Annotated in this window: 15 protein-coding genes; 5 read left to right on the top strand and 10 right to left on the bottom strand. The window is 67.2% G+C overall.

Features of this window, described 5'->3' with window-relative positions:
* Positions 1-2 precede the first annotated feature (2 nt).
* Positions 3-2,249, top strand: a complete 2,247-nt coding sequence (locus AC07M8_RS01415) for a putative bifunctional diguanylate cyclase/phosphodiesterase (RefSeq protein WP_495172678.1) — start codon at positions 3-5, stop codon at positions 2,247-2,249.
* A 14-nt stretch (positions 2,250-2,263) separates the two neighbouring features.
* Here AC07M8_RS01415 and AC07M8_RS01410 read toward each other — a convergent pair whose 3' ends face one another.
* From AC07M8_RS01410 to AC07M8_RS01380, 7 genes are all read right to left on the bottom strand, one after another.
* Entirely contained in the window at positions 2,264-2,611 is a 348-nt protein-coding gene (locus AC07M8_RS01410; protein ID WP_495172677.1) for a DUF3140 domain-containing protein, read from the bottom strand.
* A 50-nt stretch (positions 2,612-2,661) separates the two neighbouring features.
* The gene (locus AC07M8_RS01405; RefSeq protein ID WP_495172676.1) at positions 2,662-3,162 is read right to left on the bottom strand and encodes an MAPEG family protein; all 501 of its coding nucleotides are present in this window, start codon (positions 3,160-3,162) and stop codon (positions 2,662-2,664) included.
* Between the two features lie 43 nt (positions 3,163-3,205).
* Positions 3,206-4,564, bottom strand: a complete 1,359-nt coding sequence (locus AC07M8_RS01400) for a hypothetical protein (RefSeq protein ID WP_495172675.1) — start codon at positions 4,562-4,564, stop codon at positions 3,206-3,208.
* A gap of 169 nt (positions 4,565-4,733) precedes the next feature.
* Complete coding sequence (gene lpdA / locus AC07M8_RS01395; protein WP_495172674.1) at positions 4,734-6,128, bottom strand: dihydrolipoyl dehydrogenase; 1,395 nt, start codon at positions 6,126-6,128, stop codon at positions 4,734-4,736.
* A 47-nt stretch (positions 6,129-6,175) separates the two neighbouring features.
* A complete protein-coding gene (locus AC07M8_RS01390) occupies positions 6,176-6,520 on the bottom strand; it encodes an acyl-CoA thioesterase (protein ID WP_495173123.1) in 345 nt (114 codons plus the stop codon).
* Positions 6,521-6,573: 53 nt separating this feature from the next.
* Positions 6,574-6,771, bottom strand: a complete 198-nt coding sequence (locus AC07M8_RS01385) for a hypothetical protein (RefSeq protein ID WP_495172673.1) — start codon at positions 6,769-6,771, stop codon at positions 6,574-6,576.
* A 10-nt stretch (positions 6,772-6,781) separates the two neighbouring features.
* Positions 6,782-8,143: a pyruvate dehydrogenase complex dihydrolipoamide acetyltransferase gene (locus tag AC07M8_RS01380; RefSeq protein WP_495172672.1), complete on the bottom strand. Its 1,362-nt coding sequence runs from the start codon at positions 8,141-8,143 to the stop codon at positions 6,782-6,784.
* Positions 8,144-8,252: 109 nt separating this feature from the next.
* On the opposite strand from AC07M8_RS01380, the gene AC07M8_RS01375 reads away from it, so the two are divergent.
* Entirely contained in the window at positions 8,253-8,708 is a 456-nt protein-coding gene (locus AC07M8_RS01375) for a universal stress protein (RefSeq protein ID WP_267397332.1), read from the top strand.
* Between the two features lie 96 nt (positions 8,709-8,804).
* Positions 8,805-8,954, top strand: coding sequence for a hypothetical protein (locus AC07M8_RS01370; protein ID WP_495172671.1), 150 nt, complete (start codon positions 8,805-8,807; stop codon positions 8,952-8,954).
* Here the strand turns inward: AC07M8_RS01370 and AC07M8_RS01365 are convergent.
* Entirely contained in the window at positions 8,923-9,339 is a 417-nt protein-coding gene (locus tag AC07M8_RS01365; RefSeq protein WP_495172670.1) for a hypothetical protein, read from the bottom strand. The genes AC07M8_RS01370 and AC07M8_RS01365 overlap by 32 nt on opposite strands.
* 183 nt (positions 9,340-9,522) lie before the next feature.
* On the opposite strand from AC07M8_RS01365, the gene AC07M8_RS01360 reads away from it, so the two are divergent.
* Positions 9,523-10,797 (top strand): M20/M25/M40 family metallo-hydrolase, encoded by a 1,275-nt coding sequence (locus tag AC07M8_RS01360; RefSeq protein WP_495172669.1) that lies wholly within the window; start codon positions 9,523-9,525, stop codon positions 10,795-10,797.
* A gap of 21 nt (positions 10,798-10,818) precedes the next feature.
* On the opposite strand, the gene AC07M8_RS01355 is transcribed toward AC07M8_RS01360, so the two are convergent.
* Both AC07M8_RS01355 and AC07M8_RS01350 read right to left on the bottom strand, forming a co-directional pair.
* Positions 10,819-11,973, bottom strand: coding sequence for an RcnB family protein (locus AC07M8_RS01355; RefSeq protein ID WP_495172668.1), 1,155 nt, complete (start codon positions 11,971-11,973; stop codon positions 10,819-10,821).
* Positions 11,974-12,088: 115 nt separating this feature from the next.
* Entirely contained in the window at positions 12,089-12,574 is a 486-nt protein-coding gene (locus tag AC07M8_RS01350; protein ID WP_495172667.1) for a GAF domain-containing protein, read from the bottom strand.
* Positions 12,575-12,853: 279 nt separating this feature from the next.
* Between AC07M8_RS01350 and AC07M8_RS01345 the strand changes: the two genes are divergently transcribed.
* Positions 12,854-13,582, top strand: a complete 729-nt coding sequence (locus AC07M8_RS01345) for a DUF2059 domain-containing protein (protein ID WP_495172666.1) — start codon at positions 12,854-12,856, stop codon at positions 13,580-13,582.
* Positions 13,583-13,603 lie beyond the last annotated feature (21 nt).

The raw sequence follows: 13,603 nt of genomic DNA, 5'->3' as shown, positions 1-13,603 counted from the left end.
AGTTGCATGCAGGCCGGCAGCTCGCGCTGTTCATGCTCGCCGCCAACCTGCTGTCGGCGGCGATCACTGCCTCGATCTTCGTTGATTCGCGCCCATTGTGGATGTTGATCGGCTGGGCCGGTCTTGTCGGCATCGTCTCGGTCGGGGTGGCGGTGCGCCGGCTTGCGACCCATCACCGCGGCGACGGCGGCTATGCCGCGCTCAACGATCTGCGCGTCACCGCCATCGAAGGCGCCGCACTGGCGCTGGTATGGGCGGTGCCGCCACTGATGTTCACCGGTGCCACCGGGTCGAGCGACGCTTATGCGATGTGGACCATCCTGTCGGTGTTAATGACCGCGGGTGCGGTGGCGATGGCACCGCTCGCGCTGGCAACCATCGCCTTCGTCGGCGGCCTTGGCCTGGTGGTCTCGGCCAAGCTCATGGTCACCGGCGCCTATGCCGCTGCCGGCGCTACCATTCTGTTCACCACCCTGCTGATCGTCGCCTGCCTGACCCGCGCGCGATCGCTGGTCCAGCTGCGCGCCAGCCAGATTGCCCTGTCCGAGCGCGACGAGACCGTCAGCTTGCTGCTGCGCGAATTCGAGGAAACCAACGCCGACTGGCTGTGGGAGACCGATTCCGCGCGCCGCGTCGTCAAGGCTTCGCCGCGCTTCGCCTTTGCCTGCGGGCTTGATCCCGTCACCATCGACGGCATGCCCTTCCTGCAGGTGCTCGCCGGGCCGAATTGGGATGACGGCAACTTCGCCGCGGGGCTGCGCACCCTCGCTGACAAGCTCAAGACCCGCGAAAGCTTCCGCGATCTGCGCCTGCCGGTTAACGTCGGCGGCGAGGAGCGTTGGTGGGAGTTGGCTGCCAGCCCGCGGTTCGACGAGAGCGGCTCGTTCTGCGGTTTCCGCGGCGTCGGCTCCGACGTCACCGAGCAGCGCGCCTCCTCCGACAAGATCAATCGGATGGCGCGGTTCGACACGCTCACCAGCCTGCCCAACCGGCTGATGGTCAACGAGACGCTCAGCCGCGCGATGGCCGATGCGGACAAGTGGGGCGGCCGCTGCGCCTTCATGATGATCGATCTCGACCGCTTCAAGGCGGTCAACGACACGCTCGGCCACCCGATCGGCGATCGCCTGCTCGGGCGCGTGTCCGAGCGGCTCAGCCAGTTGATGGGCGACAACACCATGTGCGGGCGCCTCGGCGGCGATGAATTTGCCGTCGTGGTGCGCGATGCCAGCGACACCGAAAATGTCGAGCGGCTGGCGCGCAACATCATCGAGACGCTGTCGCGCCCCTATGAGGTCGATGCCCACACGCTCTATATCGGCGCGTCGGTGGGCCTCGCGGTCGGCCCGCGTGATGGTCGCACCGCCGAGATGCTGATCCGCTCCGCCGACCTTGCCTTGTACCGCGCCAAGGACGCCGGCCGCGGTGTCTATCACGCTTACGAGCCAGAACTGCACGTCCAAGCCGAGGAGCGCCGAGTGCTCGAGATGGCGTTGCGGCAGGCGCTCGAGAAGGGCGAGATGCATCTCAACTACCAGCCGGTGGTGGATGCCGGCACCGGCAACCTCAAGGGATTCGAGGCGTTGCTGCGCTGGATCAGCCCGCAGTTCGGCAATGTCTCCCCCGCCAAATTCATCCCGCTCGCCGAGGAATCCCGACTCATCCAGCCGATCGGCGAATGGGTGCTGCGCACCGCCTGTGAGGAAGCGGCAAGCTGGCCGTCCGAGATCCGGGTCGCCGTCAACGTCTCGCCCGATCAGCTCAACAACCCGCATTTTGTCGGCGTCGTCACCTCCGCGCTCGCCAGCGCCGGCCTGTCCGCCGAGCGGCTCGAGTTGGAAGTCACCGAAAGCGTGTTCATGCACGAGGGCCTCGGCGCGACCAAGGTGCTCGAGCGCGTCCTCGATCTCGGCGTCCGCCTCAGCCTCGACGATTTTGGCACCGGCTATTCGTCGCTCGGCTATCTCAGCCGCACTCGCTTTTCGTCGATCAAGATCGATCGCAGCTTCGTCCAGAGCGCGTCCAAGGGCGTCAAGGAAGCGATCGCGATCATCCGTGCCGTGGTTGCGCTCGCCCAGAGCCTCGGCATGGCGACCACCGCCGAAGGCGTGGAAACCGAGGCCGAGCACCAGATGGTCCAGGAACTCGGCTGCACCAAGGTCCAGGGTTATTACTTCGGGCGTCCCTTGCCTGTCGAGGAGGCACGCATCCTCGCCAATCGCCGCTGGGATGATGTCGCCGCCGCCTGATACCGGGTGGCCCGCTATGTCTTCAGCGGGTCGTGTCCCCAGTTCATCAGCGAATAACGCCAGTCGGAATGTTCCTTGTCCTCGGCAGGACCGCCCTGCGCGAGGTGGCGGTGCACATAGCCGACCACTTTGCGCATGTGTGCGTAATCGTCCTCGCTGAGGTCGGACTTGTGGGTGCGCTTGATCGCGACGATCCGCTTGCCAGAGGCATGGCCGACGCTCTCGCCTGAGCCCTTGCCGTCCTCACCCTTCCAGCCGACGCGCTTGCTGTCGTCCGTATCCAGGAACGCCTCGATCGCCGCCGGTGACATGTTCACCGCCTCGGCGAAGTCGCGATAGGTCTGGTCTTGATCGTCGGCCACAGGCAGGTCTCCTCCGGGAGAGAACACGCCTGTGGCCAACGGGTTGCGTGTTACAGCGCCGCCGGCATGGCTGCCATCGCCTGGTGGATCGCCATGGCGGCATGCACGGCATCGACGAAGAAGCCGATCCACATCGCCGCCAGCACGACGCAGGAGGCAAGATAGACCATGAAGCGCGCCTGGACGTTCTTTGGCCCAATGTGGATGAAACTATGCGCGCAGCGCAACGCCACGAACATCCAGGCCAGGATCACCTGGATGTCGTTGGCCGATCGCGTTGCCAGCAACAGCGGCACCAGCGCGAAATAAAGCACCGGCACCTCGAACAGATTGGCGAGATTGTCGGCGGGCGTGTTCTCCACGCCGAAATAACGTGCCATGGTGTCGTTGGTGGCAAAGCTGTCGCGCTCGGGCGGACTTGAACGCATGTGGCGCAACCGCTTGAAGATCATCGTGAACCAGACGACGAAAATGAGCGCGACGAGCGCGAACGTCGGCCACAGGATGCCCAATATCTGCATGGTGTCCCCCTTGATCATGTAGGTGATCATGCCTGCGGGGGCCGGATTGCGCCACCCCGCTGTGGCGACAGGCTCAGCCGAGCATGCCAACATAGGTTTGCGGCGGCGGTGGCAGCAGCAGCCGCGCCGCACCGCCGGTGACCAGCACCACGCCGAGCGCCACCACCAGTGCACGCCGCCACACCGGCCGGCCGAGCAGCAGGAGCGCCAGCGCCGTCGCGGTGATCGCCCACAGGTGATAGCGCAGGTCGGAGGCGATGCTCAGCACCGCGAAGCTCGCCTCGAGCGACAGCGCCGACACCAGCAACGCTCCCGCCAGCCGCGCTGCGGCGGAGTCGGTACGCAGCGCCGGGATCAGTGCCGCCGCTGCCACCACCGCCCACAGCACCGGCCAGCCGATCGGCCATTCCACCAGCGCCGCCGCGAGATGCTGCCACGCCCGGGCGCTGGCGCCGGGATCGCGCAGCCCGAATTCGTTGGGCTCGTCCTGCAACGGCGGCGCCGCACCCGGCCAGTGCCACGGCACCAGCCAGCGTTCGGTGGAGTTGAGATGCGCCAGCCGGTGCCCGGCATAAGCGATCGGATGATGCATCATCGTGGCCGCCAGCATGACGTATAGCCGCCCGGGTGCGATATCCCGCAGCGGGGCGAGATCGTCATTGCAACGTCGCGGCTCGCCGAGCGGATCCCAGAAGAACGGCCGCACGCAATGCTTGGCGCGCAGCGCGGCGATGGTCGTCCGAGGCAGCCCGGTCGCCTCGTCATCGGTGCGGACCGCCAGCCCGGCCAGATCGTACAAGGCCTGGGTGCGCTGCACCCCGCTCGGCTCGGCGGCAAACAGTTGCTGGTTGATCGGGGTCAGCGCCGCGAGCACCACGACGATGCCGACAAGCCCGAGCGCGACCTTGCCCGCCGCCGTTCCTGGCCGCCGCATCAGCATCACCGCCAGCGGCACGACCGCGAATACCGCGTTGGCGCGCACCAGCGTCGCATAGAGCATCAGCACGATGATTGCGGCGAGCGCCAAGGGCGGGATCTTGCGCCCGGGCAATCGCCACCAGACGATCAGCCCCAGCGCCGTCAGCAGCGCGCCGAGCATCTGGGTGTCCTTGAGCACCACCGCCTGCCACCCGAGCAGCGGCGGCCACAGCCCGAGCCCGATCACGCCCCATGAAGCCGTGGCACGGCCTGAACGCCGCACCGCCGCCGCGATCAGCCCGAGCCCGAGCCAATAGAGCCACAGCTGCAGCGCCAGCATCGGCGCGGTACCTACGGCACCGAATAGCGACCACAGCCGCGCCATGATCGGCGGGTGCCAATCGTCGTAGGTGCCGCTCAGCGCCTGCCCATATTGGGCAAGGCTGTCGTACATGGCAAAACCGGGCCAGAACAACGCCAGCGATGCTGCAAGCAGCACGAGCGCAGCGGCCACCGCTGCCAGCTCGCAATGCCGCACGAGCGGCGCAGCCCGAGCCCCTATCGACATTCCCACTTTCCCCCAAACCGTCATGCCGGCGCACGCCGGGGTGCAGAACCCCGTGGCACCATGCGTGAGACTGTATCCCGGGTCGAGCCCGGGATGACGGTGGGTGATCCGCTTCCTAGAAGTGGATCGCGCGGCCGTAGGCGCTGAGCACGCTTTCGTGCATCATCTCGCTCAGCGTCGGGTGCGCGAACACCGTTTCCATCAGCTCGGCCTCGGTGGTCTCGAGCTGGCGCGCGACGACATAGCCCTGGATCAACTCGGTCACCTCGGCGCCAACCATGTGCGCGCCGAGCAGCTCGCCGGTCTTGGCGTCGAACACCGTCTTGACGAACCCCTCGGCCTCGCCGAGCGCGATCGCCTTGCCGTTGCCGATGAAGGGGAACTTGCCGACCTTCAGCTCATAGCCCTGTTCCTTGGCTTTGGCTTCGGTAAGCCCGACGCTCGCCACCTGCGGGCGGCTGTAGGTGCAGCCCGGGATGTTCCACTTTTCGAACGGGTGCGGATTCTCGCCGGCGATCTTCTCGACGCAGACGATACCCTCGTGGCTTGCCTTGTGCGCCAGCCACGGTGCGCCGGTCACGTCGCCGATCGCGTAAATGCCCTCGACGTTGGTGCGCGCATAGCCGTCCACCTTGATGTGGCCGCGCTCGGTCTCGACGCCCAGCGCCTCCAGTCCGATGTTTTCGGTGTTGGGAACGATGCCGATCGCGACGATGACGTGGCTGTATTCCTCGGTGGTGACCGTGCCGTCCTTGCCCTTGATCGACGCCTTCACCGCCTTGGCACCGGTCTCGATCTTCTCGACGCCGGCGCCGGTGACGAGCTTGATGCCCTGCTTGGTCAGCGCCTTGTCCATGAACGCGGAAACTTCCTCGTCCTCGACCGGCAGGATTCGCGGCAGCATCTCGACGATGGTGACGTCGGCGCCCATGTCGTTGTAGAAGCTCGCGAACTCGACGCCGATCGCGCCCGAGCCGATCACCAGCAGCTTCGTCGGCATCTCGGTCGGCACCATCGCATGACGATAGGTCCAGATCCGATTCCCGTCGGCCTTGGCGAACGGCAGGTCGCGCGCGCGCGCGCCGGTGGCGACGATGATGTGCTTGGCTTCGAGCTCGACCGTCTTGTCGCCCTGCTTGACCGACAAGTTACCCTTGCCGGTGAGCGCGCCGACACCCTCAAAGACCGTGACCTTGTTCTTCTTCATCAGCCCTTTGACGCCGGCATTGAGCTGGCCCGCCACCTTGCGGCTGCGGTCCACGATCCGGCCGAGATCAAACCCGATGTTGTCCGCCTTGAGGCCGTAATCGGCCGCATGCGTCATGTAATGGTAGATCTCCGAGGTACGCAGCAGCGCCTTGGTCGGGATACAGCCCCAATTGAGGCAGATGCCGCCCAGCCGCTCGCGCTCGATGATCGCGGTCTTGAGGCCAAGCTGGCTCGCGCGAATCGCGGCGACATAGCCGCCAGGCCCCGAGCCGAGGATGATGAGGTCGAATTGGTCAGCCAACGGTTTTTCCTTCGTTGAATTCTATGTGGGGATGCGACCGGCGCTTGTCAGGCCGTCGGCATGCCCGGCACCGGCCGCGGCTGGCGATTTTCGTCGGTGGCGACGAACACGAAGCGCGCCTGGGTTACCTTGGTGGTGGTCTCGGTGTGGCGGGCACGACGCCAGGCTTCCACCTCCACCGTCATCGACGTCCGCCCGACCCGCACCAGCGCGCCATAGACCGACACTTCGTCGCCGACGAGCACGGGAGCATGGAACTTCATACTCTCCACCGCGATCGTCACCGCGCGCCCCCCGGCATGGCGCGAGGCGACCGACGCGGCGCCGAGATCCATCTGCGCCATCAACCAGCCGCCAAAGATGTCGCCATAGGGGTTGGCATCGTTGGGCATTGCCGTGACACGGATCACCGGCGCGCCGGCCGGGAGATGCTGGTCGCTCTCGCTCACGCCCGCCCCCGGTCGAACGCGCGGGCACGTCGAAGCGGGCCGATGCTCATCACCAGCGCCGCGACCATCGCCGCCCCGCCGCACCACCAGATCACGTCGTGCCCCAGCGGATAGGCCCAGGCGGCGGCGGCGGTCATCGCCACCGCCACCGCCAGCCCTGCCACCAGGAAGAACAGCTCGATCAGCGTGCGCATCGCGGCGGCTTTACGCGAGCATGCCCAGCGGGCGCTCGACCAGCTCCTTGAACGCCTTCATCAGCTGGGCGCCGTCTGCCCCGTCGATCGCGCGATGATCGAAACTGCCGGTGGCGCTCATCACCGTCGCTACGCCGACCGCGTCGTCGATGATGTACGGGCGCTTCTCGCCGGCGCCGATCGCCAGGATCATGCCCTGCGGCGGATTGATCACGGCCTCGAACTGCTTGATCCCGAACATGCCCATGTTGCTGATCGAGGCGGTGCCGCCCTGATATTCCTCTGGCTTGAGCTTGCCGTCGCGGGCGCGGCTCGCGAGGTCCTTCATCTCGGTGGAGATGGCGGACAGGCTCTTGGTGTCGGCGCCGGCGACGATCGGCGTGATCAGCCCGGTCGGCGTCGACACCGCGACCGAGATGTCGGCGCGCTTGAAGCTGATCAGCTGGTCCGGCGTGAACATCACGTTGCAGCTCGGCACCTGCACCAGCGCCACGCCCAGCGCCTTGATCAGCAGATCGTTGACCGAGAGCTTGACGTTGCGGCTCGCCAGCGAGGCATTGAGCTCGCTGCGCAGCTTGAGCAACGCGTCGAGGCGGACATCCACGGTGAGATAGATGTGCGGCACGGTCTGCTTCGACTCGGTGAGTCGACGCGCAATCGTCTTGCGGATGTTGGAGAGCTTGGTCGCCTCGTGGGGGATATCCGGCACCGCCGCAGGCTTTGCCACGACCGGCGCAGGCGCCGCCGCAGTGCTCGCCGCCGCGGCGGGATCGGCCTTCGCCGGTGCGGCGCCAGGCTTGGCACCCTCGACGTCGGCCTTGACGATCCGGCCGTTGGGTCCGGTGCCGATCAGCGCGCCGAGATCGACGCCCTTCTCGGCCGCGATCCGCCGCGCCAGCGGGCTCGCCTTGACGCGGCCGCCCGAGTCGCCACCGTCCTTGCCACCCGGCGCGGCACCGTCGTCGGCCGGCCGGCCGTGATCCTCGGCCTGGGTAATCGTCCGCTCCACCGGCTGCGCTTCGCTGCCGGTATCGTTGGGATCGGTCGCGTCGGGAGCGCCGCGGAACTGGCTGTCCGCCGGCTGCGGCGTCTCGCTCTTGGCGGGTGCCTGCAGCGCGGCGGCATCCTCGCCCTCCTCCGCCAGAATCGCGATCACGGTGCCGACCTTCACGCCGTCCGTGCCTTCGGCGACGAGGATCTTGGCGATTACGCCCTCATCCACCGCCTCGAACTCCATCGTCGCCTTGTCGGTTTCGATTTCGGCCATGATATCGCCGGACTTAAGGGTATCGCCCTCCTTCACCAGCCATTTGGCGAGGGTGCCCTCCTCCATCGTCGGCGACAGCGCGGGCATCTTGATCTCGATCGACATGCAGGTCCTCTTGCCTGGTAAGCTGCGCGCTCCTTCGCGCCGCAGCGCCGGGGGGTCAACCCTTGCGCGCCGACACAAGCCACGGCACCTAGCAGGAAAAGGGGTCGCCATGCGCATCTATCTGGTAGTGATCGACGATAGTCCGGAAGCGGAAATCGCGCTGCGCTTCGCCGCGCGCCGCGCCGTCAAGACCGGCGGCGGAGTCGAGATCCTCACCCTGATCCCACCGCAGGAGTTCATCGCCTTCGGCGGCGTCCAGGCCACGATCGAGGAAGAAGCGCGCCTCCACGCCGAAGGGCTGGTCACCGCCGCCGCGGGCACACTGATCGATGAAGCCGGACTGAAGCCCGCAATCACGGTACGTGAAGGCGAAGGCCCGAAGGTCATTCGCGAGATCATAGCCGCCAATCCCGAGATCGCGGCGCTGGTGCTCGGCGCTGCGGCGAGCGGCGCACCGGGCAAATTGGTCAGTCATTTCACCGGCGCTGATGCAGGCGCGCTGCCGGTGCCGGTGATGATCATTCCGGGATCGCTCTCACCCGAGGCGATCGATCGGTTGAGCTGAGCCGATCGTGTTTTAGTGTGCCAAGGTGGAACAATACTCATGTGCGTCGCACCATCGCGCCGCTAGGAGCGGCGGCCTGACCGGAAGGTGATGACGATGGATCTATATCTAGAGGCGCTCGACCTGCTCGACCGGGCCATGGCCATCCTCGATGGCTTGGACGAGAGCGTCGCTGCGGCTCATCTCAGCAGCGTCATCGAAGCGGTACAGGCCGCTATTGCGTCGAACGCACCTCAGCCGGACTGACGCCCTCCTGCCAAGCAGCCATGACGCTCGTCAGCGCGGCATTTACTACCGCCAGCCCCGGCGCCGTCAGCGTGCAGGTGAGAGCATCGCGCTCCACCAGCCCCTCCTGCGCGAACGCACCAACCCAGCGTAGCATCACGGTTGGCGACGCACCGGTCGCTGTGTCCAACGAGCGCAACGTCACAGCCTCGCCGTCCTCGGAGGCGACGAACAGCGCCAGCAGGAGGTCGAGGCCAGGACTGCTGATCATCATTGGGGGCAGCGCCTCGTTCAGCACCCGGCGCGCGGCGATCAGCCGGCGTGCGGCTTCAACCGCCGCCCGCGGCGCCAGTCGCCCACTGTCACGCATCCCGAACGCCGGTTCGGCAACCGCGCTATGCGCCATATCCTCTCACTCCACCCACGCTGGAACAAAGCTGACGCCTGCTCGTTGATATGGGTTAAATACGGCAGCAACGCTAAGACTTTGTTGCTTTTTCACGGCAGCATTGATGTCGCGACTCTAGATTTTTGCTGCTGCGCGCATTGGCCACTTGAGTGAACAGCCAATCCCGCTCAGCATCAGCCGATGATCATGTCCTTGCTGCTCGCCGCAGCCACCCCCAGCCTTCCGCCTCCCAGTCAGGCCCGGCTCAAGGCCGACGTCACCAGCCTGGTCGGCTTCGGCACTCGTCATACGCTGTCGACCACCACGGATCCCCATCGCGGAATCGGGGCGGCGCGAACCTGGATGGCAGCCCAGCTGGACGCGATCGGGCGCGGGTGCGGCGGCTGCATCAAGGTCGAACGGATCAGCCGCCGCTTCACCGGCCCGCGCGCGCCGAACGGGGTGATCGTCGAGGACGTGCTCGGCATCCAGCCGGGGCGCGACCGCAATCGCGTGGTGATCGTCGGCGGCCACATCGACAGCCGAGTCACCGACGTGATGAACGCCACCGCCGATGCGCCAGGCGCCAACGACGACGCCTCGGGCGTCGCCTTGGTGCTCGAAACCGCGCGACTGCTGTCCAAGCATCGCTTCGACGCCACGATCATCTACGTCGCCTTCTCTGCCGAGGAACAGGGGCTGTGGGGCGCCGAACTGCTCGCCGACACCGTCAAGGCGCGCGGCTGGCAGGTGTCGGCGATGCTCAACGACGATATTGTCGGTAATTCGATCGGCCAGGGCGGGGTACGCGACGGTGGCCGGGTTCGGGTCTTTTCCGAAGGCATCCGCGCAGCGGAGAACGAGGCGGAGACGCAGCGCCGCCGTGGCGAAGGCGGCGAGGATGACGGCCCGTCGCGCGCGCTCGCCAAGACGATCGACGGCATCGCCAAAGCCATTCCCGGCGGTCTCGACGTGGTCGTCGAGCGCCGTCCCGACCGATTCGGTCGCGGCGGCGACCACGAGCCGTTCCTCGCCCTGGGCTATCCGGCGGTACGCTTTTCGGTTGGTGCCGAGAATTGGGATCGCCAGCATCAGGATCTGCGCACCGAGCAGGGCGTCGTCTATGGCGACACGATCGAGGGCATGGACTTCGGCTATCTCGCCAAGGTCACCGCGATCAACGCCGCCACACTCGCCCGCCTGGCCGCGGCCCCCGCTGCGCCGGCGACGGCAGCCCTGGTCGGCGATCTGTCGCGCGATACCCAGGTCAGCTGGGCGGCGGTGCCGGGCGCGGTCGGCTACCGGGTGCGCTGGCGCGACAATGACGCAATGGCGTGGAGCGACAGCCGCGACGTGACCGGCACCAGCACGGTGCTGGTCCAGGTGCCGGTGGACGACCATTTCGTCGGCGTCTCCGCCCTCGCGGCTGACGGCAGCGAAAGCCTCGTCACCTTCGCCGGCCGCGCGCGCAAGTAAGCGCGCGGCCGGGTCAGCCGGTCAGCGGCAGGCGCAGTGCGGCGCCGGTCGCGGCCGCCACACGCGCTTCACCCGCTTGGTCACCGGCCGGCGCGTGTAGGTCACGGCATCCTCGTAGATCTCGGTGGTGGTCGTGGTCACCACCGGCGCGGTCTGCACCACTACCGTCGTGGTCGTCGTGCCCGGATAATAGTAACCGCCGCGTGCATAGCCGCCACCGCTCGTGGTGGTCACCGTGGTGCGGCCGTCCGCCGACACCCAGTCGGGCCGCTGGTGCGGCGGCAGGGGGCGTGGTGGTGGCGGCGGCGCATAGGCCATCGGTGGCGGCGGCGCATAGCCCGGCGGGGGCGGCGGGGCGCGATCCGGCGCGACCGGCACCCGGCCGCGGTGGCGATCGGCACCGCGGTCGACTGCATAGCCCGCCGCCGCGCCGACTCCGGCGCCGATCAGCGTGCCGCCCAGCCGGTTGCCCCGCCCGGCGATCACATTGCCGGCGACACCCCCGACCACCGCGCCGGCGACCGCGCCACCGACGCCGTCGCTCCGCCGCGCCTGGCCATGATCGTCATAGCCCCGGTCGCCGTAGCTGCGATCGTCATAGCCGCCCCGATCCGCCGGGGTCGCATAGACCTGGGCATCGTCGGTGGCATAGGCGCCGTCGGCGACGTCGTCCCGATCCCAGTCGAGCCCCTCGACCGTGTCGTAGATCGAGCCGCGCGCGTCGATCAGCACGGCATCGTCATAATAGCGCAGCCAATTATAGCCGTAGGGCGGCTGCGACAGGCCATAGCCCTGCCAATCGTCGATATAGAAGCGCGGGCTGATCCAGTAATTGGGCACCACCCAGCCGCGGTGTGGCCGACGATAGGCGTTCCAGCCACCCGGCGCGTTGACCCCGCCCCACCAATGGCCACCGATCTTGCTGCCCCAGCGGGGCCCATGCAGCCGACCGACGGTGCCGGGCCGCACCGGCCCCGGCGTGATTACCGGCGGCCGCACCACGCCGACCCGCGGCGCCATCGGCGCGGTGCCCGGCATGGGATAACCGGCGCCGGGGCCATGAGCGACGACACGCTGTTGGGCATCGGCGCTCCCGGCGATGATCAGGCCCAGGCCAGCACCGGCGATCATCGTCGTCGCCATCAAGATCCGTCCGGTGACCGCCAAGGTCCGCATCGTCATCTCCCTGTTGCCCGCGCGCCGCCCCTGGCATCACGGTTAACAAAATGTTGACGAACTGCTTACCATCGCGGCCGAAGAGTCGCCAGCTTGGCGAACGTCCCGATTCGGATCAGCCGCCCAGCCGTGTGGCGAGCAGCGCCACCAACGCCTCGCAGCCGGCGGCATCGGCAGCGTCGAACCGGGCCGGTACCGGGCTGTCGAGATCGAGCACGCCCAGCAGCACGCCATCGGCGACAATCGGCACCACCAGCTCGGAGCGACTCGCCGCGTCACACGCGATGTGCCCCGGAAACACGTGGACGTCGTCCACCACCTGGGTGGTGCGGCTCGTCGCCGCAGCGCCGCACACCCCCTTGCCGAACGGAATGCGGATGCACGCCGCCTTGCCCTGGAACGGCCCGAGCACCAGCTCCTCGGCGACGTTGCGGTAAAAGCCGGCCCAGTTGAGATCTGGCAGATATTGCCAGATCACCGCCGCGGCATTGGCCATGTTGGCGATTGGATCGGGCTCGCCAGCGGTCAGCCCGTCCAGCGCGGTGAGCAGGTCACGATACAGCTCGGGCTTGGATCCGGCGGCGACATCGAATTGGTACACGTCATTTCCCTCTGCAGACCCGCCCGCATGTGCGCAGGCCGCTGCCGCCGCACAAGTACCGGTCAGCGACGCCGTAACGGACAAGTTGAGGAAGTTGTCACTCCAGAAGACACGATCAATGGTCATCGTTTCCGAACAATCACCCGATGCTGGCATCATGCAGGCAATCTACCTCGAGCGGTGCGTGTAGGACAGCCGCTCGCCGATGGCGCCGGCAATTCGCCTTTGACTCCGCCACGGCGCCGAGCATGATCAGGGCTCGACACCTCAGGAGCCACCATGACCCGCCCGCTTGTGCTCGCCGCCTTGTTGCTGGCCACCACCGCCACCGCTCAAGTGCCGGTCGCATCCGCACCGGCACCTTCGCCGGCACCGGCCGATCTCGCGCTCGGCGCCGATATCGCCGCCAGGTTGCTGCCGGACGGGACTTATCAGCGGATGATGGGCGGGACGATGGCCAAGATGATGGACGGTCTCACCGGCCAGATGTCGGCGATGCCGATCGCGCCCTTTCTCAAGTCGGCCGGGCTGCCGGCCAGCGACTCGGCCAGGCTGGGCCAGACCACGATCAGGCAGATCATGGACATCGTCGATCCCGCCTATCAGCAGCGCATGCACGTGATGATGCCGGTGATGATGGCCGAGATGGGCAAGATCATGACCGAGGTGGAGCCGCAGATGCGCGACGGGCTCGCCCATGCCTATGCGACGCATTTCAGCACGGTGCAGCTCACCGACATCGATCGCTTCCTTCATACGGCGAGCGGCAGCGCCTTCGCCGCGCAGAACATGACGATCGCCACCGACCCGGTCGTGATCGAGAAGATGCAGGCGTTCATGCCCAAGTTGATCGCGGCGATGCCCGCCATCATGCAGAAGGCCACCGCCGCTACCGCCGCCCTCCCCAAGGCGAAGACCCCCGAGACGCTGACCGACGCCGATCGTGTCCGGCTGGCGACGCTGCTCGGCGTCACGCCCGACAAGCTAAAGAAGACCGCGGGCTCGTGAAGGAAGGTAACCTTAGGGGAT

This window comes from Sphingomonas sp. GW821-FHT09E03, assembly GCF_059416225.1.
The sequence above is the reverse complement of the archived record's forward strand: the minus strand, read 5'-3'. Positions and strand labels throughout refer to the sequence as shown.

Excerpts from the sequence above, each read along its gene's own strand:
- AC07M8_RS01405 (WP_495172676.1), bottom strand. The coding sequence starts at position 3,162 with ATGATCACCTACATGATCAAGGGGGACACCATGCAGATATTGGGCATC.
- AC07M8_RS01390 (WP_495173123.1), bottom strand. The coding sequence starts at position 6,520 with ATGCCCAACGATGCCAACCCCTATGGCGACATCTTTGGCGGCTGGTTG.
- AC07M8_RS01385 (WP_495172673.1), bottom strand. The coding sequence starts at position 6,771 with ATGCGCACGCTGATCGAGCTGTTCTTCCTGGTGGCAGGGCTGGCGGTG.
- AC07M8_RS01380 (WP_495172672.1), bottom strand. The coding sequence starts at position 8,143 with ATGTCGATCGAGATCAAGATGCCCGCGCTGTCGCCGACGATGGAGGAG.
- AC07M8_RS01375 (WP_267397332.1), top strand. The coding sequence starts at position 8,253 with ATGCGCATCTATCTGGTAGTGATCGACGATAGTCCGGAAGCGGAAATC.
- AC07M8_RS01370 (WP_495172671.1), top strand. The coding sequence starts at position 8,805 with ATGGATCTATATCTAGAGGCGCTCGACCTGCTCGACCGGGCCATGGCC.
- AC07M8_RS01365 (WP_495172670.1), bottom strand. The coding sequence starts at position 9,339 with ATGGCGCATAGCGCGGTTGCCGAACCGGCGTTCGGGATGCGTGACAGT.
- AC07M8_RS01360 (WP_495172669.1), top strand. The coding sequence starts at position 9,523 with ATGATCATGTCCTTGCTGCTCGCCGCAGCCACCCCCAGCCTTCCGCCT.
- AC07M8_RS01355 (WP_495172668.1), bottom strand. The coding sequence starts at position 11,973 with ATGCGGACCTTGGCGGTCACCGGACGGATCTTGATGGCGACGACGATG.
- AC07M8_RS01345 (WP_495172666.1), top strand. The coding sequence starts at position 12,854 with ATGACCCGCCCGCTTGTGCTCGCCGCCTTGTTGCTGGCCACCACCGCC.